Raw genomic sequence first — 20,099 nt, 5'->3', positions numbered from 1 at the left:
AAAAATAGGGATCCGGCTGTCGATAACTTCGTACGAAGGCGATTGTCGTAATAAACAGGAGGTGAGCTCAATGGTTGTAAAAAAACAGAAGACTGCTGGCTGCTACATGTTAATTTTCTTTCACCTTCTTCTTGGAAGTGGTGCCCTGGCTGGTGGCGGGCTTCTAATTATTTCTCCTGATGGCTCTATGTTTTCCATGCCGTTAGAAATATTGAGAAACACTCCCTTTAACAGTTTTTTGATACCGGGCATCATCTTGCTTACGTGCTTAGGCATTCTTCCACTTGTTACGGCGGTTTTCCTTGCTTCTGAAAAACCATTTAAAATCCTGGGAAAGCTAAGTCTTTATAAAGAAGCACACGGGGCATGGAACAGTTCATTGTATATAGGATTTATCCTAATCGTATGGATTACTGTTCAAATGTATTTAATAAAAGAAGTTGTTTTTCTCCACATCTTTTACATTCTGCTCGGGCTCCTAATCCAGCTTATTACTCTTCTTCCTTCCGTTAAAAATCACTACTCAGACTACGACTATAGAAAATAAAGCGAGCGAGATTATAAAATATTTTTGAGTTATAAACAATGCCGCCTTTTATCAAATACGTCTCCTTTCAACAGATACAGGCTCCAGTTTAATAATTTTCTGCCATTTAGCCAACAGTGGCAATTATCCTCAAGGGACACATCATTCATGGGAACCTGTCGCTTCAGGAAGCAGAACAATTTTTCCTGCTTTGCCTTTATTTTTAAAGTATTTCTGGGCCTCTTTAGCTTCCTCCAGAGGAAAATACCTGTCGATGACCGGCTTGATCAGCCCCTCGGAGACCGCCTGCATCAATTCTTTAAATTCTGCTCTTGTGCCCAGGACAGAACCATACATGGTAATATGCTTTAAATACAGTGTTCGTAAATCAAGCGTTGTTACCTGCCCGCCGGCGGACCCGGAGGTACAAAACCGGCCTCCTTTTTTCAGCACTTCAAGAGACAGGGAAAACAATGCATCCCCAACTACGTCCAGAACTGCATCGACGGGCCCGCCGTTCCACTCCAGAATTTCTTCCTGAAGATGATCGGATTTGTAAGACAGCACGCAGGAAGCGCCCAGCGCCTTAAGATTTTCCACGTGTTCTAAACCTCCTGTGAGAGCGATCACTCTGGCCCCAAACACCTTCGAGGCAATTTGCACATTTAACGACCCGACCCCACCATTAGCTCCCGTAACCATAACCGTTTCCCCCGGCTGAATATCGATTTGCCGGGCCATATGCCAGGCCGTCAGTCCGCTCACCGAAAAGGCAGCGCTGTCTGAATAGCTGGATAAAGGCATATCAAAGCACAGGTCGGCCGGCCACACGACGTATTCGGCGTAGCCTCCGTCATATTCTGATCCTAAAAAAGACATATCCTCTGAAATATGCTCATAACCGGCCTCCCCGCTGGAGGTGAACGGAAACAACACTACCCTTTTGCCGAGCAGGCCTTCGTTTTCCCTGTCCCCCACCTGAACGACCTCCCCAGTGATATCCGACCCGGGGGTGCGCGGGAATTGGACGCCTTCCGGCCGCCAGCCGGAATCTTTCCCGGTTCCGTACGCACCCTCCCTCATCCAGATTTCTGTATTATTAATTGCACACGCCTTTACTTTGACCAGTACTTCCCCGTCCTTAGGTTCTGGAACAGGCACCTCTGCGAGCTCCAGCTTATCCAGGCCGCCATAGCCCGTAACCTGTACAGCTTTCATTTTGCTGCCGTTCTGCTTTGTTTCTTCCATTATTTTTCTCCGCCTTTCACTGCTAATTGTTTGGCTTTATTATACCCATTGCTGCAGCCCCCAATCAAAAAAAGCATTTCCGCTTTTCAGCCGGAGATGCTTTTTAAGTAATATATTTACATTTATTTAAAATAGCGCTAAATGACAGCAATTAAGCCGCATCGTTTTATGTAAGCCATATTTTTAGCTATTGAATTTACTTTTATTTATTCCTATGATACTTTTTTACAATAAAATGTACCGTCGCGTCACTAACTAATAAACGGGGGCAGTTATCATGGATGAGGATCAGGCACAGGGCGAGCACGTCATTTCGGATCAGCGGGGCAGAAAATACGTTACGTCAGACGAACCGGATGGCGTCGTCGTTCTGGCCAAAAAAGAGGATGCTTTTCTTCTTATCAAACAATACCGCCCGGCGGTCGATGCTGTTGTGGTGCAACTGCCGGGCGGCGGCGTGGAACCGGGCGAAACACTCGTTCAAGCTGCCCGGAGAGAGCTGGCTGAAGAAACAGGCTACACTTGTGGGCTCTTAAATTATTTAGGAACAATGCTCCCGGCCTCCTGGCGAAGTAATGACCGTACCCACGTTTTCTTTACCGATGACTTGAACGATCAACTAGAGCAGCAGCTCGAAGATCATGAAAGCATTCAGGTTTATTTCCTCCCTATTACCGAATGCATACATAAAGTCAAAAACAATACGCTTTCTGACGGAGAATTAAGCTTTGCGCTTTTTCAGGCCCATCTCCATGGTTACTCGCCCGTCTTCAACTAGCGATGCCAATGCGTTCATACGTACAGTTACCCGGATTTTAATAGCTGAAGTACATAGAGGAGAAAGGGGAAGCTCTCATGTTAACGCTGATGTTCGCACTGTTTACCGTTATCGGGCTTGTCTTTCTTATTCGAAACGCTACAGTGGTGCCACGCCTGTCTCTACTACTCCCCGTTCTTATGGGGGCAGCTGCCGGCGCCTGCTACATCTATACCCGCTGGTTCAGCTCCAGCTTTACCGCTTTCTTTTTGAGCTTTCAGGTTTCCATTATTTTAAATGCTCTGTTTATGCTTGCCAGCATATTAACAAATAAAGAAAAGGCCAAGCATTAATTTAACAAGGAAATTTAGCAGTCTTAGGTACGTATTAAAATTTTATGTGATTCTCCAATTGGCTGTTCGGACAAATCGTTATATGATAAGTTTATCTACATTCGCTCTGAGGATTTAAAAAAGGAGACGAAAAGCATGAATCAAAGGCTGATTAAAACGGAAGGCTTTATGATTGCTGCCCTGGGTGCTGGACTGTATTTTTCCAATGGATACTCCTGGCTTCTCTTCCTTCTGCTGCTTTTCCTTCCCGACGTCTCCATGATCGGGTATGCGGTCAATTCAAAGACAGGCGCTTACGTCTATAACGCTGCTCATACGTATATCCTTCCCCTATTACTTCTCTTGTCCGGTTACCTCTTTTCTCTCGAATGGCCGGTGATCATCAGCCTCATCTGGATCGTTCATATTGGCCTGGACCGGATGCTTGGATACGGCCTGAAGTATATCTCCGGATTTAAGGATACCCACATTCAAAAGCTCTAGCTTATTGTGACAGTCCCAGAGTAAATAGTCGGGATAATATGTGCAATTCTTTTCTTCTTTGTTTCCTTTTATCATATTAGTTGCACCAAGCATCTCTAAATCAAATAAGAAAGCGAGTGGCCTTTTTGCCCTTAGTAACGCTCGACAATGTCATGAAGCAGGAGAACGATCGGACTGTTTTAAAGAATCTGACTTTAATGATTGAAGAAACGTCTCAAATAGGAATTAAAATGACTCACCACGAAAGCCTTGTGTTTTTTGAACTGCTATCCGGGGGGCTGGCCCCCTCGAGCGGCCATGTAAAAAAAGAGACCAGTGACATCGTGACGGAATTGACAGAGGACGCCCTGTATGAAGGACTGACGGTGGCCAGCTATTTGCTTATTTTTAAAAAGCTAGCTGATTTCAGGGAGCCTCTGGAATCGTTTATCAGTGTTTTTTCATTGTCCGATGTATGGCATACGAGAATCAGCCGACTGTCGCTAGACCAGAAAAAACGAATCAGCCTGTTACGGATGTTCCTATTTTCCCCGAGCCTGCTTTTGATTCAAAGTCCTTTAAATAACGCAACAGACGAAGGCATCGAATTGTATTTACAGGCGCTGAATCACCTTCGCTCCAATAACATAGCGGTACTCTGCACCTCTACGTTTCTGGAGGAGCTGTTATTATTAAGCAACGATGTTTACCGGTACAATCCACATTCCCGCCTGGAACAAACGGATCTTGCCGACAAGGGCAAAGTCACGCATACAGAGACAGTCGATGCAGAAACAAAACCAAACAAAGTTTATAAAGTATCCAGCAGAGTGGCAGACAAAACGATTTTTTTTAGCCCGGACGAAATTGATTTTATTGAAAGCATTAACAGCGTCAGTACGATTCGCATCGGTGAGGAGCACTTCCCCACCGATTTGACCATGAATGAACTTGAGGCAAAATTAACGAATTTCGGCTTCTTCCGGTCCCACCGCTCGTATTTAGTTAATCTGCAGCGGGTATCGGAATTAGTGAGCTATTCCAAAAACAGCTATACGCTTGTGTTAAAGGGAAATGCCAATCTCAAACTGCCGCTTTCCCGGAACAGGCTGGAGGAAATGAAAGCATTGATGGAATTTTAACGTACGTTTGGGGCTGAAATGAGATGATTTCAGCCTCTTTTTGGTACATTTGGGCTTTAGACCGTTACTGTTCACCCGATATTTACGACATTTCTCCCGGGCTCCGGTAAAGTTAAGCTTAAGAGAAGGGAGAGCGAAAGTCCTCTTGAATCATAATTGAAGGAGCGAAAACAGATGGAACAGGAATTCATTCAGGTGAAGCAGTTATCCAAAAAGTTTAAAGGCGAAACCGCCTTAAAAGACATCAGTTTCTCCGTTCGTGCGGGTGACATTTTCGGATTTTTAGGACCTTCCGGGTCAGGAAAAACCACGACAATAAAAATATTGACCGGGCAGTTGGCCCAGTCCTCCGGTCAGGCTTTTGTGTTGGGGCACCCCGTGGAACGCATCGACGAAAGCATTTATGAACAGCTCGGAATCGTAACCGATAACAGCGGGGTGTATGAGAGACTGAGCGTGTATCATAATTTGAGCACGTTCGCGAAGCTGCTGAATGTGGACAAAAAACGCATTGATGTTCTTCTTAAAAAGGTCGGTCTGTATGAGGAGAAAAACAAGCTGGCCAGCAAGCTCTCGAAGGGAATGAAGCAGCGCCTCGTTCTGACCAGAGCGATGCTTCACCAGCCGAAGGTGCTCTTTCTCGATGAGCCGACCAGCGGGCTCGACCCGGTTACCACCGAAGCCATTCATGCCCTGCTGATGGAAATCAAAAATAACGGCACTGCCATATTTTTGACCACTCACAACATGAACGAAGCGACCAAGCTGTGTGATCATGTGGCCCTCCTGAATGACGGGCTGATTGTCGAGCATGATTCGCCCAGGGCGTTGACGCTCAAGTACAACCGGGATAAACGGTACCAGGTGCTGTTGCGAAACGGCGAAGAGGTGACGCTCACTCATACGGCCGAAGCGATCCAGCAGCTCAACCACTGGCTGACCAACGACGAAGTTTTAACGATTCATTCCAATGAGCCAAATTTGGAAAGGGTATTTCTTGAAGTGACGGGGAGGGAGCTAGTGTGAGTCTATCGTTTCGAAAAATCAGCGCGGTGCTTCAATTGAAATTACGACTGATCCTTAGCAATATGAGCATTATTTTCACCCCCATCTTTGCCATTATCTTTGTCGTTGTGATGAGGAACCTGATGCCGGAGGTGGAAGCTGGCGAAACGGGAATGGCCTTTTCTACGGAAGGGTTTCTGCTGAGCTTCGGTCTGATATTTAATATCGCTATTGCCGGCATCTCTATGAGCAGCTCCCCGATCGCGGAAGAAAAAGAAAAACACACCCTGCGCGTGTTGATGACCTCCTCCGTTAGAGGGCCCGAATACTTTATCGGCAGCATGATTCCCATCCTCGTGATTCTCGTAGCCACCAACATTCTGCTCGTGCCCGCAAGCGGCGTTTCGCTGGGAGATGTCCCGCTGCTGACGTATCTGGTGATCACCACCTTAGCCAGCTTAATCAGTATCGTAATCGGCTTCATCATCGGCGTATTCGCTAAAAACCAGGCGCAGGCGACCCTCGTCAGCACACCCATTTTAGTGCTTTTCACTTCGACCCCTGTGCTCAAAGTGTTCAATGAGACGTTCGCGGACATATTAAAATACACGTATAGCGGAGTGCTGGCCAATTTGTCAGAAACGCTCTCCTCCACCGCGGAGTACCAGTGGAACATCACAGACACCAGTGTTCTCCTCGGTTGGCTTTTCCTCATGTTGGGAATATTTATGTACGTATATAAGAAAAATGGGCTGGACAGTGAATGATAAACTGGGAGAGGCGTTTTTGAACCCTCTGCGCATACAAAAAAGCAGAACGGCAGCGTTCTGCTTTTTTATCGCTTAGAGAGCATAGTGGAACGAGTTTTTTTAAAACCGTTATAACGTTTTACTCAGCACGACGCTTTTGTAGTTGGTTACGTTCCAGTCGGCGTATTCAATAAACCGGTACCCCCTCCGCTCATAAAACACCCTTAAATGAGTCGCACCCTCTGACGTATCCAGAGCCAGTTCAGTGCTCCCCTGCTCGCGTGCCACATGTTCCACGGTTGCTAAAAGAAAGCTTCCCAACCCGTTGGACTGATAATCCGGCCGAACCCCGAATTGCCCGGCCACACCGACACCGGGCTGTTTATACCAATTCCCGTCTTTAGGTATCTCCGGTCCGTAGTAGGTAATCGTCGCTACTGGTGTTCCACGGTCCCAGGCGATAAATCCCTGACCTTTCTCAAGCCTCTCCCTTGTTACTTTCGCGCTCTGGTGAGTCGCCAGATAGCGGAATCCCTGGTCTGCTAAAGGCTGGTAAGCCTGGTGCAGCAGAGTGGTTAATACATCAATATCATCTTCTTCAGCACGAAATCGACGAACAATGATGCCTTCCTCTTTTTCGTATATATTCATAAGTCTTCCCCTTTCAGTAAGCAAAAGTACTATTTTCAATTAAGCCTGGAAGCACGTTACATTCTTCTAATGGTCTTTTTTTCTATCAATAGGCCGTTTGAAACTGCCGTTAAATTCAAAAATAAAAACCAGCAGTGAAACGATGAAAGCACCAGGTAAAATCCAGCGCATCGTTTCATTTAGCGGTAATACGCCAAACAAATATAGGGTAAGCACGAATGGCACAATTGTAATGCCTGCAATTACATAGTCGAATAGAAACATGTTATATAAAAAGTTATCTCGCTTTCGCTCTTTCCAGCTTTGTCCCATAAAACGCCCCCTGGTGCTCCTAAAATTCAATATTATCCCCGCACCTTTTCCTGATTTTCTTCTTTCTTCTTCAATTTATACTCGACAGCAGCATACCCTAATATTCCCGCCATCAATAAGCCGATAGAGCTTAAGGGAAAATCAGTACCGGGAACGGCAAGCAGCAGTAGTATCAATAAAATCATGACACTCAGACTGTGAATGGCAATCCATATCGTCAGTATCCCTTTTATTACCTGAAGCAATTTCATGCGGCCTACTCCCATATGTACAACAATTCTTTTAGTCCTCTCACCTACTATTTCATACGACCCGGCATATGAAGCAACAATTAATGTAAAATTATTCCTTTTATTTTAAATTGTACTATTTCTTCTTTTAAAACTGCAACTGTAGTTAAGCTTGTTCCTCCTCAGTTTGCAATTTTCTTCCATAACCCCGAAAATAAAATTTACTCACCCATGAAAACTTTGGGAGGAGGTTTATTCATGCCCAGGCGCACGCTTTGTAAATGGAGTGTCTTATGTCTGCTGCTGAGCGTAACTACGTGGATGCCCAACTTTATTTGGAATTACGGGTTCAGCTATTGGCTCTTTGGTCAGGTATTCGGCGCCATTGGCTTTGTGCTTGCTGTAGTAGGCCGGCTGTGGTGGCTGCTTCTTCCAACGTTTTTGATGGCTAACAGCTTTTTCGTTTTTATGACTGTGGGTTACTATTTTTATTTTTAGAAGCGGCGGTGTTCAACCCCAAAACGCCGTTTTATCTATACTCATTTAGCAAAGGAGAGAGCCCGTCATGCTGCTAACATATTCCTGTCCTTTATGGGGTGCCTCCACGAAACCCATTTCCGTGTATGATCGTGAAGCAGAAATTGGAACAATGCAGCGCTGGTTTCATGATGCAGGCGACCGTCCTTCCCGAAATCCGGTTCACGACGTTAATATCACTATGGAAGCAGATAATAGCTACGCCATCGTCCAGCAAACATTCGATAAAGGTCATAATTGGAGCGTTTTTCAGAATCGTATGCACATCGCAGATATGACTAGCCTGCATGCGTTCAAACACAAATATGCGGTGACGCTGAGCGGCATGAACCATCTGCCGGAAGTAACTATTCAACTGCAGTGGAATGGACAAGGCCATATTTATGTGAAAGACGAATGCGTCGGAGAAAACAGGCGCACTGGCTTCCTTTGGAGGGGTTCGGTGGAAATACGCGTGGAAGAATCAGCTGCAGGAATTTCGCCGGCTCTCCTTGCCGCTATGGTTTATGCCTTTTGGAACGGAAACCCGTAATTTCCAAACACGTAATATGTAAGCCTTCTGAGGTGATTAGATTAGGATCGAAATGCGCAAAAAACAGGGCCCGGCACTGTTTCCGTCCCTGTTTTCAGCAGATGCCTTCCATGAAACTAGTCTTCCCTTTTCGCCATATGTTCCTGCCATTTCTCCATTTTCTTTTGCAGCAGCTGTTCCATATGCGCGGTATCATGACCGGACTGATAAAACATAGCGGCTGCCACCAGTATCACATCGATGCACTCTTCATCGATGTGATTCCGGGACGCCTGTTTGTACTCGCTTCCACTCGCTTCCGATGCTGCCAGCACCGCTTCGGCGACCTCGCCCGATTCCTCCGAAAGCTTTAATGCCATCTGTTCCAAGGTTTTTGGCTCCTGAGAGCTCAGCTTCCGAAGCTGTTCCCATAAAGATGCGTTCATGGCTGCCTTCTTCCTTCCATACAATTATTCTTTTATGCTCTAACATATAAAGACCAGCTTACTGTCACCGGCCTAGTGCCCCGGCTCTAATCTGGCCTGTTTTCGTTCGTACGTCCAAACGACAGCCGTAGAAGCGACTAACATACTCATCAGGACAATAAATACCGAGGATGGCAACTCAATCAGCTGAATTAAATCCACAATCACCAAAAAGAGAACCACGGTGCTAAATGTGCGGTGAAACAGAATAAATGCCCTCATGCTATACTCCCCTTAAAAGCAAAATTCATTAATTGTATTTTCTTTCCATTATAACAATTAGTTGAACAGATAATAATGAATATATATAAAGGAATGAGTTTATTAAATGAAGCAATTTTGTTCGTTGAAGATGATCAGGATATTCACAGTCTCGTCTCCACCCCTTTAAAGAAAGAGGACTACCAGGTGATTTCAGCCTTCGACGGCGACGAAGCCCTTGCGCTTTTTCCCTGGCTGCTGTTCCTGTTTCCCTTGGCATCACCGGCTTCCTGATTGCTTACCTGGTGATTGCGAAGATGGTCAAAATAGATTTTTAACCAGAGATAGCCAACAGATCAAACAAAGACGCTCCCCAGCGGAAGCGCCTTTATGTATAAACAGACAAAACTGGACACCTATCGGTCTCCAGCTGTTTTGCCTGATATTATTTCAGCAATTCGCTCAGATTCTTTTCGTCCTGAACCATTAATAATACTTTGCCTTCATCCAGGTCGTCCTCCAGATCTTCTGCTTCCTGCTCCGTGAATCCCAGCTCCTGAAGTTTAAATCGTAATTCGTCTCCCTTTTTCGAAAAACGATTTTCGGAATCAATGCCGAATTCGTCATCGGTAGGCTCATTGGTGTCTGCCTTATCAGCGATCCGATCCGTGCGATCGTCGTCGTGACTCATGACATAAATATCGTTACGGCTGATACCATTGTTAGTAAGTTTCCGGACGTCCTGCTCGATGTTATCTTCATTGGTGTATTCCTGAACTTGCGGCTTCATGATTGATTCCTCCTCGTGTATTATCGAAATTTTGTCTTTAAATAGACGTCTTCTGTTTTTCGTTTTTTGGGATTGTCCAGTAACGCCAAACGAACGGCCTAGAAGAATAAGCCATAGATGATGATACCCCGCCGTGCCTGCATACAAACTTTTCTCCGCCCTGTTTTATTTCCGGCCCCCGGAGGTTTGCGACAGGAAAGCTTGTGCGGGCCTTCATTGCTCCTTATGTTGTTACTACATACAATAAAAATTGTATAATTAAGTGGCTTCAACCCTGCCGGAAGCACAAAATTTGTCAATAAACAAACCGAAGGAGGGGATGCTCCCTGTTTTATTTGACCAGCTCCCGGCTTGCTTTTCGGGATTACACTTATAAGGAGCTGAATTTTCTTCACCGGATGCTCGCCTCCCCAGCAATGATACAATATATTAGAAACGGATCGACCCAAACCCTGGAGGAGACAGAAGTTTTTTTCATTTAGGAAAAACGGAACTGCGCCTTGATAAAATGATTGCTCTCATTCAGACTCGCAACACACCTTCTGTGCAAGTAGCAAAAAGCATCCCCATGCAGTTCGAAAAAGAAAAATGGATCAATGATCAGCTGGTCCATATGTACTCAAACACTATTTCAATAAAACCGTAACTGTCCGGTTCTTTATCCGCTATCCCTATGGCTCTAATATTGCGTTCCTAAGTTTTTTTCTTTACAATGATACTTTGTTATTTTTATAAAACATTATGTCTTTTTATATGTATTTACATATCATCACTATAAGACCCACAAGGTTCGTCCCGGCAAATTATGAAGTAAGGTTGTGCGTATTTATTATAGGAACAGCTTTCAAGGATGCATTTGATTTTCTTAACGGTAACTGGTTAAAAATTGTTGGAATGGTGATTTTATGCTATTTCATCAAGCTTCTAGCGGGCACTTTGCCTGTCCAGGGGACCCTTCAGATTCAATTTTCGCCGGTGGCTGTTTTTAACAGCGAGACATTCCGCTCACTACTGATTGCTTCTTTTGTGAACAGCGTGATTTTTTTCGTGATGATCGATTACATCACCAACACCCAACGCACCATGAAGAAACGGTTCGTCCGGGCCTGCACCTATCCCTTCCGGTACTGGAAGCTGTTATATAAAGGGCTGGTCATCTTTGTTCTTTCCAACCTACTGATATACACTATAGGCATGATGGTCGTATATGCGGCCATTGGCAGCTTATTTCTATTAGGCACGGCTATGAACGTGGGGTCCATCCTGATATCATTTGCTTACTTTCTTTTGTTCAGCATCTTTGTATGGCTGTTTTTAAGTATATCGCAGGTCTCGTATATTCTGTATGACGACCCTGACACCGGGATTTTCACAAGTATAAAAAAGAGTTTCTCTCTTATGAAGGGTTCCAGATGGGTATTGTTAGGCTTTTTTGTCCTCACGGGGGTGGGAATGGTTCTTGGAACTCTCCTCATTTTCGTTGGGCTCATTTTTTGTCTGGTGCTGTACGAAGTGATGCGCTTAACATTTTACCGGGAATTGTTAAAAAGGAGACGACGGGAAAAATGGCAGGCCACCGCTGACTCCATCAAATAATAATTCCTCACGTTAAAAATCCGGGAGGTTATTCAACTTGAATGACCTCCCGGATTTTTCTTATTCATTAAACTATTATTACTGTGGCTCATAAGACCCGCCGTGTAGTTAATGCAATGATCACGACAGCGCAGATGACCTCCGCTCCTAAAAACATGTATAAATGCGTATTTCATTCAGTGGACATCTATTTGCTGAGGACGTTAAATATCACGGCATCCACTCAAAAAATTGCACGGCGGGTCAATGGAGCCACTGATGATGCCTGGCAGTGTAGTATCTGCCAGAATATACGTCCGGTTTTTATGTGAAAATGGTGATTTTCAAGCCATAAATTATAGGAGACGCCGATGAAGTGAAGCCCGATCGCCAGGCCTTGCACTTACGCTTCAGGATCCCCCTTCGAACGACTTCTTTAATCCACCGAAACCACCAGATCACTGTTCTCACTGGTAGTGTCTCGTGAATTTACATATCTATTTCTGTTACTGGCTTTTCGTTTTGCTCTTTTGTGCTGGATTCACTACCAAAAGCGCCGCAAACACGCCATATAAAATTACTGCTGCTATTTCCATGTTTATATTTCCTCTCTTTCTTTAATCTCATTATTTTCCTTCACGCTTAACTGGGGAAAACCATTTAAACGAATATCTGCCCTATCGTTTTTCCTGCGTATAATCGCTGCCTGCATATTCTTTCTCTGAAGCGGGGCTTTGTCCGCCTACTACTTTCACATCGCATATCGCTTTTTTCTGAATGGCTTTCGCCGTATTTCCCAGCAGGAGACGATCGATTTTCGAGCCCCCGGACTGCCCGATGACGACAACATCAATGCTGTATTCCTTACATAAGTCTTCCACCATTTCTTTTCGCGGCACGCCTATTTTCAAGGCAGTTTGTACGCCGGTGACACCTCTTTGCTGAGCAGCCGCCTGGTACGCCTTTAATCTTGTCCCGGCCTGCTCCTTCAACCGCTCAAACCCATAGGGATCCATACTGGCGAGCGACGCATATCCTTTTTTATCCAAAACGAAAGCAATCACAAGCATCGCGTCATGATCCTTTGCCACGTCACAAGCTTCCTCAAAGGCGTCATGAGAAGCTCCTTCAAGCACTTCTACGCCTACTAATACACGGTTATAATGGGACATATTATCCTTCCTTTTTCGTTATTATTTATGCTCCCAAACATCCTGCTTTCCCGACTGTCATTATTATCCGTTTGGCATAGGTTGCTTTATGACTGTGTTTTGACAATAAAAAACCAGAAAAAGGATTTCACTCCTTTTCCTGGCTCATGTACTGGCTTTTGTATCCATTCATTTCCGCCGCTTATTTACTTTTAACGCTATGAAAGCTTTTATGGTTCTTGACGTTATGATACTTATTTACCCGACAGATTTTCTGGTAAAACATACTGATTGTTCCACAACTCATAATTATCTGATCAGCCGGTTTGGTTTTCTTTTCCCTTCCTGCTCATAAATAAGCGCTAGTGGGTCACGCGTTCTCCCGTGAGGAAGTAGAATTTTACACAAGACAGATTACTTCCGTACAAAATATTCATTAACCGCCCTTTGCAGCGTGCCCAGGGTTTTGATGCGGGAATTACCGGCTTCCTGAAATAAAGCATGATCCATCGCCAGTTTTCCCGGCACCCCGGTAAGCACGATTTCACTTCCCATCAAAGAGACCCCGTCAATGATTCTTATAAAGTCTTTTATTTCCTCTTTCTCCATCAGCTCTGCGCCGGACAAATCGATGATTAACACCTGAATTTTCTGCTCCGCCACCTTCATCAGTACATTTTCCTCCAGCAGACCCAGGCGCCGCCTGTCAATCGGTCCTATTAATGGCAGTACACAGATCGAGCGCCCGAGCGGGATGACCGGCGTCGAAAGATAGTCGACTAACTGCTCCTGATTTTGTATAAGGGTTTCCTTGTAGTTTGAATAACTTTTCAAAAACGTATGTAAAAAAGCATCTACCTGGTTATTTATTTTTCGTTCCCAGTGAAAAAAATCGTGGAATTCTTTTTCCCCGGCGTGCGTCTGGTAGGCTTCAATTAACAGCCAGATCGTCCGGCGCAGCGCATGCACCCATTCCAGCCTGAAGGATAATTCAATATCCTGCGCCGCCCAGACGATGCCCTCCTGTTCAGCGAATGCTTTCAGCTCCTCTTCGTTTTCATCAAACGCCAGGGAAACAAACTGATGGGCGTTCGCCACCAAATTAATATTGCCCCGCTGCAGTATATCCCGGACGTCTTTTTTGACCGTAGCGGCTTCTTCGATGAGCGTTTGCTCGAATAATTGAGCATTTTGGGTGTAAAAATCCTTTAACGTCATGGCATCATTAAATGAATACGTCACGGTATTCTCCTTCCTGACCTTTCGCCACCATTATTTATTACTCATTCCACGATCATGAAATATTTACTATTTTTAAACAAAAGTATGAATTATTTGTATTATATATACCTATTTCAAAAAAATAAATGCTTAATATGATTTGAATAGAAACGAATTTGAATTTTCGGCTTTCCCTAAAAAAAGAGACAAGCATTCAGCTCGTCTCTTAGTTCATATTGCTTCCTCGGCCACACTAATCGGTCTGCCGGAACTCCGGGCTGAGCCATAATAGCAATCCGGCCAGCACAAGCCCGGTGACAGATGTGTACAGGAGCACCGTCTGGATCGGGATGGAAGCCGCGACCAGAAACGAAATGAGCGCAAAGGCGATAGGCTCAAATCCGCTTGAGGCAAAGTTGACCAGGCTCATCACCCGTCCGAGCTTGTTGTTGTCGGTTTTTTCCTGGATCATCGTAATCGTCGGCAGGTACACCAGCATCCCCGCCCCTCCCATCAGCGTGATCACAACAACCAGCACAGGCAGCGCTTCCACCTGGCTGAACACCAGGAGGAGAATAAAGCTTACTCCGAGGGAAATTAACACCCACAGACCCCGCCGCTGCTTCAGCGACCACGTAACCAACAGTACACTCAATAAAAAGGTACCGGTCGAAAATCCTCCCTCCAGCAGGCTCAGCTGCCAGGGAGCGCCTCCGAGGGCGCTGATAAGCATTGGGATGCTGATCAACAGCGGTCCGATCATCAGTAAATTAATCGTAATAATTACCATCGTCCCGGCCCGGTGGATACCTGACTGACGTACGTACGCAAGCCCCTCCTTCAGATCCATCCAGGCGGTATGACGCCCGCTTCTCGCCTCCGGCACCGGGTCTTTCAACAGCGGCGGGTAAATCAGAACAGTGGATACAGCGATCAAGCCAGCCGCTGCGGAAAACGCAAAGGCAAAATCCCCAAAGGTTAATAACAGGCCGCCCATCACCGGTCCGATAATAAACATCAGCTCTGTGGAGCCCTGGTACCAGGAGTTGGCCTGCTGTAATTGGTTCACCGGCACAATACTCGGAATCATCGCCGAAGCCGCCGGGAAAAAGAACGCATCGAGAAACCCAAAGACAAACGCCAAAATTATTAATGAAGTCGTCTGCAGAGCGTCCTGCTGCACGAGCAGCACAAGCACGATCATCACGATCACCTGCAGCGCATTCGTCGTAAACATAATACGCGATTTCTGGATTTTGTCCGCAAGCACCCCGCCGTAAATCATCATTGCCACACGCGGAATCGCAATCGTCATCATGACGACCCCGAGAATGGCCGGCTGCTGCATTTCATTGACGACGAACCAGGAAACGGAAAGAAAGAAGATCGAAAAGCCAAGCATCACCGTCATGCCCGACAGCCATACGAGCACAAACGTTTTATTTTTTAGTAACGAAGTCCATGAATCAGCCATCTGCGCCCTCCTGTAAATCTACGCTGCTTCTATATACTATGTATTACTCCCGAATCTTCCAGCCAGTACACCTTCACGGCTGTTTTGTTTATTATCTATTCAACGCTAAATCAATTTAACATAAATGCTTCTTTTTTGCCGGCAGTCTGTCCTTCCTTTTCGGAATATGTTATGATAAATTCCAAGTCATCAGATGACCATACTACTTATCGCAAACGCTTACACTTATGCACTTTTTAAGGAGGAATAAATATGAACAATAGTAACACCACGACAGACGTGATTCTTGTTGGCGCCGGTATTGTGAGTGCGACGCTTGCCACGCTCCTGCACAAGCTCGAGCCGGAATGGCGCATTACTCTGTTCGAAAAGCTCGATTCCGCAGGCCAGGAGAGCTCGAATGAATGGAATAACGCCGGCACCGGACACGCGGCTCTCTGTGAGCTGAACTACACCCCCGAGCAGCCGGACGGTTCGCTTAAAATCGAACGGGCGGTAGAAATTAATGAACAATTCCAGATCTCAAGACAGCTCTGGGCTCATCTCGTGGACCAGGGAGACCTTCAAAATCCTGAAGAGTTTATCCGTCCCCTCCCTCATATCAGCTTTGTTTACGGGGAGGAGCACGTGAACTTTCTGAAAAAGCGGTTTGAGGCTCTCGACGGTCATCCTCAGTTTCAGGGCATGGAGTTTTCCGACGATCCTGAGCAAATCAGGCAGTGGATTCCGTTAATGATGGAGGGCCGTGACGCTGACGAGCCGATAGCGGCCACGAAGGTTGACCATGGCACCGATATCAATTTCGGGGAACTGACCCGTCAAATGCTGGCCAACCTGGAGAAGCAGGACAATATTGAGATCCGCTACAGCCATTCCGTCGATGATATTAATCAAAAAAACGACGGCTCGTGGGAAATAAAGGTACAGAACCATGAAAAGGAAACTTTGGAAGAACATACGGCTTCCTTCGCCTTTATCGGTGCCGGCGGCGGCGCCCTGCCGCTGCTGCAGAAAACCGGCATCCCGGAAAGCAAATATATCGGAGGCTTTCCGATCAGCGGTGAATTCCTCGTCTGTGATAATCCGGAGGTCGTCCAAAAGCATCATTCCAAGGTGTATGGTAAAGAGCCCGCCGGCACCCCGCCGATGACGGTGCCTCACCTGGACCGCCGCCATATCGAAGGAAGGGATACGCTATTATACGGCCCGTTTGCCGGATTTACGCCCAAGTTCCTGAAACAGGGCTCGCCGCTGGACCTGTTCGGCTCCGTCAAGCCGACGAACGTGCTGACAATGCTCGCAGCAGGTGCCAAGAACACGCCGCTGCTCAAATATCTAGCCCAGCAGCTGAGCATGACGAAGGAGAACCGAATGGAGGAGCTGCGAAACTTCGTGCCGAATGCCTCCAGCGAGGACTGGGAGCTGCTTGTCGCCGGCCAGCGCGTGCAGCTGATTGAGGATACCGAAGAAGGCGGCCGCGGCGCCCTGCAGTTTGGCACCAAGCTGATTCACGCGAGCGATCAGTCGATGGCGGCTCTCCTCGGTGAATCCCCGGGAGCTTCCGTATCGGTGTCCATTATGCTCGAGGTTTTGAACAAATGCTTTCCCGAGCATCTGGAAGCGTGGGAGCCGAAGCTGAAGGAAATCATTCCATCCTACGGCAAATCCCTCGAGGATAACCCGGAGCTGCTGGACATGGTTCACGATTCCACGTCACGCACTCTTGGTCTTACGGCATCCAAAGCGTAAACCATACTGCCATAGGAAAAAGGAAGCACCCACGTGCCAAACGGCGCCCGGTGCTTCCTTTCCTTTTATCTAAAAAAGCTTTTTCCTAATCCTCAAGCTGACGACGCTGGTAGGTGATGAAAACGACGCCCCACATCACCGCCGTCCAGCCGACAATCCATAAGAGCGGAGCCGTCACGTCGACCCACGACGCTCCCTGCTCCACCTGGCGGGCAATCTCCACCAGCTGGACGTTCGGCAGGTATTCAAGCACCCCTGCTGCCTCGTAGCGGTTGGCCATTTCTTCGATAATCTGCGAAAATCCGAAAACAAACATAATCGGCAGCAGAGCGACAGAGGCCTGAACGACCGAGGTTGCTAAAAGACCGAGTAGCGTACCGAGCGCCAGGTAAAAACCGATCGACAGCACCATCCCCGCCCCGACAATGCCTGCGTGAGCCGGATTATAACCGGCGAGGAGGACACATACGAATAGCGTCAATGCTGTGAATAGAAAGGTTAACACATTTTTGCCGGCCAGAATTTCCCACGGAGATGCCGGAGACAGCATCAGCCCCCGCAGGGTATGCTTTTCTTTTTCCTCGGCAATCAGAGCGGCCTGGACAAATGTCGCCACAAGCACCAGCGCGATGTTAAACGTTAAGTAATGAATTTCTATCGGCAGCTGGCCCTGCTGCCCGTAAAACAGAGCCAGGATAACCGGCGTTATCACAGTAGTCGTTACAAACAGGTTTTTCGATAAATCTTTAACATCCTTCATAAAAATAGCATACATGCGCTGCACGGCCATCATCGTTACACCAGCTCCCTTCCCGTTAAACGGACAAAAATGTCTCCCAGGGTCGGTTCCTGGGAATGAATCGCGGCCACCCGTTCCTCAGCCATATATTCGTACAGCTGTTTGGCATACGCCGGGGTGTTCGCGAGCGTATGCACATCCCCATTCGTCAGCTCTACCTGGATCATGCCTTCGGAATACCGCCGCCGCAGGTTTTTCGGGGTATCAACCTGCTGCAGACGCCCATCATGGATAAAGGCTACCCGGTCGCAGAGCGTCTCCGCTTCCTGCATATCATGGGTCGAAAGAAAAATCGTTGTTCCCCGTTCGTTTAATGCCCTAAGCCCCTGGTGAATATGCTGCATGTTGCCCGGATCAAGTGCCGATGTCGGCTCGTCGAGCACAAGCAGTTCCGGCTCATGGAGCAGTGTCCGGGCGAGAACCGTGCGCTGCCTCATGCCCTTGGACAATTTGGCCACCGACCTGCGGCGTGCGTCCTGCAGATTCACAAGCTCCAGCACGTCCTGGATACGCTGTCTCGGCACGTCGTACAGCTTGGCATAAAGCGCGAGATTTTCCTCAATGCTCAGTCGCTGATACAGGCCGCTGTTATCCGTCAGCACACCAAACCGCCGGTAAAAGTCGCTCGTTGCCCGCACCGGCAGAGACCGGCCGAAGACGCGCACCTCGCCGTCGGTTGCCTCGAGCTGATTGGTAATCATTTTAATAGTGGTTGTTTTTCCAGAGCCGCTCGGACCTAAAAAGCCGAAAATTTCGCCTGGCTGCACGTCGATATCCAGGTCGTTGACGGCCACCTGGTTGCCGTACATCTTGGATACACCTTGAAGGTGAAGAATCGGTTCCATTATTGCGCCTCCTCTTATGTGATTGCTTTCAGCATACGAAGAAACGCGGTCTGGCGCATTATATTCTGGGTCAATGGAGCATATTCGGCCCTCAATGATACATATTCTGCGCTCAGTGGAACACTTATTTGATGCCGAGCATCGCCTTTAACGCGGCCATTTTCGTTTTGGATAGCGGAATTTCTGCCTGGGAGGCATCGTTTAACACGAGCGTATAGCTGTTGCGGGTCCAGGTCATAATTTCGCGCACATTCTGCAGATTTACGATATACGACCGGTGGCAGCGAAAAAAGCCGAATGGCTGCAGCCGCTCCTCCAGCTCGGTGAGCGTGAACACCGCCGGGAAGGTTTCTCCCTGGACATGAAGGTGCACCTCGCCCTGCACGCTTTCGATAAAGTCGATCTCGGTGGGATGAAACAAAATTAATTTCTCATTTACGCGGCTTGGTATTTTATCAAACGGCAGCCCCGGCTCTTTTTCCTCCACGGCTGCCTGTTCTTCCTTTTCCTCTCCTTCCTCGTTTTCCGTTTGCGTCTCCACCAAATGCAGCCCGGAGGATTCCAGGCGGTAAACGTTTTCTGCCAGCAGAACCGCACTTTCCATATTCCCCGTCAGCACAAGCACCGTGCTGCCTTCCTCCTGCAGGCGTTGAAACAAACGGGCGATGATGCGCCTCGTTTCCAGGTCAACGTTCTGATCCGGCTCTTCGAACACACAGAGAGGCGCCCGCTGTGCGCACAGGCGCACCAGCTTTAACCGCTGCTTTTCCGAATATGTCAGCTGTTTTACTGATAAATGCGCCCGTTCCTGCAGCTTCACTATTGAAAGCATTTCATTTACCGACCAGGAAGAAGCATACAGCTGCTGAAACAAACGAACCTGGTCCCGGACCCGGATACGCTCATACAATCCGTCTTCGATCCGGCACACGCCAACGTCCCGGGTAAACGACCGGCGCTTTTTAAGCGGGTCGCCGTTTACGATCGTCGCCCCTTCTGAAAGAACAGATTTGCCGAGAAATGCCTGAAGCAGTACCTCCCTAATGTGGGTATGTGTATAGACCGCAAGCACTGATGGCTCGGTCACTTCCATTGTAAAAGCGGGAAATAGCGTGATTCCTTCGTTTTGTTTTTCCCATTGCTGAAGTGATAGTGTAGCCAATTCACGTTCTCCTTTCGAAGTTTTCCGTTACCTCTTTTTGTTTAGTATACATAAAATTACCCTGATAATGGTAGTGGCGATACGTTTGGTTTTTCAGAGACCCGTATTTTATTACCCCGGAAATATGTAAATAAATTCCGGTGTCCCCCGGGGTTCAGTAAATT

25 protein-coding genes are annotated in these 20,099 nt (G+C 47.1%); 12 read left to right on the top strand and 13 right to left on the bottom strand.

Annotated features, from left to right (window positions below):
- Positions 1-70: 70 nt before the first annotated feature.
- Entirely contained in the window at positions 71-547 is a 477-nt protein-coding gene (locus Q9M42_RS01590; RefSeq protein WP_322524776.1) for a hypothetical protein, read from the top strand.
- Between the two features lie 141 nt (positions 548-688).
- Here the strand turns inward: Q9M42_RS01590 and Q9M42_RS01585 are convergent, their stop codons facing one another.
- The gene (locus tag Q9M42_RS01585; protein ID WP_322525246.1) at positions 689-1,744 is read right to left on the bottom strand and encodes a zinc-binding dehydrogenase; all 1,056 of its coding nucleotides are present in this window, start codon (positions 1,742-1,744) and stop codon (positions 689-691) included.
- 307 nt (positions 1,745-2,051) lie between these two features.
- Between Q9M42_RS01585 and Q9M42_RS01580 the strand changes: the two genes are divergently transcribed.
- The 6 genes from Q9M42_RS01580 to Q9M42_RS01555 all read left to right on the top strand — a co-directional run bounded on the left by Q9M42_RS01580 (position 2,052) and on the right by Q9M42_RS01555 (position 6,260).
- Positions 2,052-2,552, top strand: a complete 501-nt coding sequence (locus tag Q9M42_RS01580) for an NUDIX hydrolase (protein WP_322524775.1) — start codon at positions 2,052-2,054, stop codon at positions 2,550-2,552.
- A gap of 77 nt (positions 2,553-2,629) precedes the next feature.
- Positions 2,630-2,884, top strand: coding sequence for a hypothetical protein (locus Q9M42_RS01575; RefSeq protein WP_322524774.1), 255 nt, complete (start codon positions 2,630-2,632; stop codon positions 2,882-2,884).
- Positions 2,885-3,019: 135 nt separating this feature from the next.
- Positions 3,020-3,367: a DUF4260 domain-containing protein gene (locus Q9M42_RS01570; protein ID WP_322524773.1), complete on the top strand. Its 348-nt coding sequence runs from the start codon at positions 3,020-3,022 to the stop codon at positions 3,365-3,367.
- Positions 3,368-3,492: 125 nt separating this feature from the next.
- Entirely contained in the window at positions 3,493-4,488 is a 996-nt protein-coding gene (locus Q9M42_RS01565; protein ID WP_322524772.1) for a LytTR family transcriptional regulator DNA-binding domain-containing protein, read from the top strand.
- A gap of 174 nt (positions 4,489-4,662) precedes the next feature.
- Positions 4,663-5,514, top strand: a complete 852-nt coding sequence (locus Q9M42_RS01560; protein WP_322524771.1) for an ABC transporter ATP-binding protein — start codon at positions 4,663-4,665, stop codon at positions 5,512-5,514.
- A complete protein-coding gene (locus Q9M42_RS01555) occupies positions 5,511-6,260 on the top strand; it encodes an ABC transporter permease subunit (protein ID WP_322524770.1) in 750 nt (249 codons plus the stop codon). Before Q9M42_RS01560 ends, Q9M42_RS01555 begins: the two co-directional genes overlap by 4 nt.
- A 111-nt stretch (positions 6,261-6,371) precedes the next feature.
- Here the strand turns inward: Q9M42_RS01555 and Q9M42_RS01550 are convergent, their stop codons facing one another.
- The 3 genes from Q9M42_RS01550 to Q9M42_RS01540 all read right to left on the bottom strand — a co-directional run bounded on the left by Q9M42_RS01550 (position 6,372) and on the right by Q9M42_RS01540 (position 7,456).
- A complete protein-coding gene (locus Q9M42_RS01550; RefSeq protein ID WP_322524769.1) occupies positions 6,372-6,893 on the bottom strand; it encodes a GNAT family N-acetyltransferase in 522 nt (173 codons plus the stop codon).
- A gap of 66 nt (positions 6,894-6,959) precedes the next feature.
- Positions 6,960-7,205 (bottom strand): hypothetical protein, encoded by a 246-nt coding sequence (locus tag Q9M42_RS01545; RefSeq protein WP_322524768.1) that lies wholly within the window; start codon positions 7,203-7,205, stop codon positions 6,960-6,962.
- A gap of 32 nt (positions 7,206-7,237) precedes the next feature.
- Positions 7,238-7,456: a hypothetical protein gene (locus tag Q9M42_RS01540; RefSeq protein ID WP_322524767.1), complete on the bottom strand. Its 219-nt coding sequence runs from the start codon at positions 7,454-7,456 to the stop codon at positions 7,238-7,240.
- Between the two features lie 237 nt (positions 7,457-7,693).
- On the opposite strand from Q9M42_RS01540, the gene Q9M42_RS01535 reads away from it, so the two are divergent.
- Positions 7,694-7,933 (top strand): hypothetical protein, encoded by a 240-nt coding sequence (locus tag Q9M42_RS01535; protein WP_322524766.1) that lies wholly within the window; start codon positions 7,694-7,696, stop codon positions 7,931-7,933.
- Positions 7,934-8,000: 67 nt separating this feature from the next.
- Positions 8,001-8,504, top strand: coding sequence for a hypothetical protein (locus Q9M42_RS01530; RefSeq protein ID WP_322524765.1), 504 nt, complete (start codon positions 8,001-8,003; stop codon positions 8,502-8,504).
- Positions 8,505-8,620: 116 nt separating this feature from the next.
- On the opposite strand, the gene Q9M42_RS01525 is transcribed toward Q9M42_RS01530, so the two are convergent.
- Positions 8,621-8,929 (bottom strand): MazG-like family protein, encoded by a 309-nt coding sequence (locus Q9M42_RS01525; protein WP_322524764.1) that lies wholly within the window; start codon positions 8,927-8,929, stop codon positions 8,621-8,623.
- Positions 8,930-9,001: 72 nt separating this feature from the next.
- Positions 9,002-9,190 (bottom strand): hypothetical protein, encoded by a 189-nt coding sequence (locus tag Q9M42_RS01520; protein WP_322524763.1) that lies wholly within the window; start codon positions 9,188-9,190, stop codon positions 9,002-9,004.
- A 93-nt stretch (positions 9,191-9,283) separates the two neighbouring features.
- On the opposite strand from Q9M42_RS01520, the gene Q9M42_RS01515 reads away from it, so the two are divergent.
- The gene (locus Q9M42_RS01515) at positions 9,284-9,463 is read left to right on the top strand and encodes a hypothetical protein (RefSeq protein WP_322524762.1); all 180 of its coding nucleotides are present in this window, start codon (positions 9,284-9,286) and stop codon (positions 9,461-9,463) included.
- A gap of 151 nt (positions 9,464-9,614) precedes the next feature.
- Here Q9M42_RS01515 and Q9M42_RS01510 read toward each other — a convergent pair whose 3' ends face one another.
- Entirely contained in the window at positions 9,615-9,959 is a 345-nt protein-coding gene (locus tag Q9M42_RS01510) for a general stress protein (protein ID WP_322524761.1), read from the bottom strand.
- A 741-nt stretch (positions 9,960-10,700) separates the two neighbouring features.
- Here Q9M42_RS01510 and Q9M42_RS01505 point away from each other — a divergent pair.
- Positions 10,701-11,555, top strand: a complete 855-nt coding sequence (locus tag Q9M42_RS01505; RefSeq protein WP_322524760.1) for a DUF975 family protein — start codon at positions 10,701-10,703, stop codon at positions 11,553-11,555.
- A gap of 656 nt (positions 11,556-12,211) precedes the next feature.
- Here the strand turns inward: Q9M42_RS01505 and Q9M42_RS01500 are convergent.
- The 3 genes from Q9M42_RS01500 to Q9M42_RS01490 all read right to left on the bottom strand — a co-directional run bounded on the left by Q9M42_RS01500 (position 12,212) and on the right by Q9M42_RS01490 (position 15,380).
- Positions 12,212-12,706, bottom strand: a complete 495-nt coding sequence (locus Q9M42_RS01500; RefSeq protein WP_322524759.1) for a universal stress protein — start codon at positions 12,704-12,706, stop codon at positions 12,212-12,214.
- A gap of 393 nt (positions 12,707-13,099) precedes the next feature.
- Entirely contained in the window at positions 13,100-13,927 is an 828-nt protein-coding gene (locus Q9M42_RS01495; RefSeq protein WP_322524758.1) for an STAS domain-containing protein, read from the bottom strand.
- Positions 13,928-14,159: 232 nt separating this feature from the next.
- Positions 14,160-15,380 carry an MFS transporter gene (locus Q9M42_RS01490; protein WP_322524757.1) on the bottom strand — a complete coding sequence of 407 codons (1,221 nt, stop codon included), beginning with the start codon at positions 15,378-15,380 and terminating at the stop codon, positions 14,160-14,162.
- 252 nt (positions 15,381-15,632) lie between these two features.
- Between Q9M42_RS01490 and mqo the strand changes: the two genes are divergently transcribed.
- Positions 15,633-17,129, top strand: a complete 1,497-nt coding sequence (gene mqo / locus Q9M42_RS01485) for a malate dehydrogenase (quinone) (RefSeq protein WP_322524756.1) — start codon at positions 15,633-15,635, stop codon at positions 17,127-17,129.
- Between the two features lie 85 nt (positions 17,130-17,214).
- Here the strand turns inward: mqo and Q9M42_RS01480 are convergent, their stop codons facing one another.
- The 3 genes from Q9M42_RS01480 to Q9M42_RS01470 all read right to left on the bottom strand — a co-directional run bounded on the left by Q9M42_RS01480 (position 17,215) and on the right by Q9M42_RS01470 (position 19,935).
- Complete coding sequence (locus Q9M42_RS01480) at positions 17,215-17,904, bottom strand: ABC transporter permease (RefSeq protein WP_322524755.1); 690 nt, start codon at positions 17,902-17,904, stop codon at positions 17,215-17,217.
- Positions 17,905-17,924: 20 nt separating this feature from the next.
- On the bottom strand, positions 17,925-18,773 hold the full coding sequence (locus Q9M42_RS01475; RefSeq protein WP_322524754.1) for an ABC transporter ATP-binding protein: 849 nt from the start codon (positions 18,771-18,773) through the stop codon (positions 17,925-17,927).
- 124 nt (positions 18,774-18,897) lie between these two features.
- Positions 18,898-19,935, bottom strand: coding sequence for a LytTR family transcriptional regulator DNA-binding domain-containing protein (locus tag Q9M42_RS01470; protein ID WP_322524753.1), 1,038 nt, complete (start codon positions 19,933-19,935; stop codon positions 18,898-18,900).
- Positions 19,936-20,099: the final 164 nt, after the last annotated feature.

Origin of the sequence: Marinococcus luteus (genome assembly GCF_034497705.1) — a bacterium.
In the GTDB taxonomy this organism is placed as follows: Bacteria; Bacillota; Bacilli; order Bacillales; family Marinococcaceae; genus Marinococcus; species Marinococcus luteus_A.
This window is presented reverse-complemented; position numbering and strand designations above follow the sequence as displayed.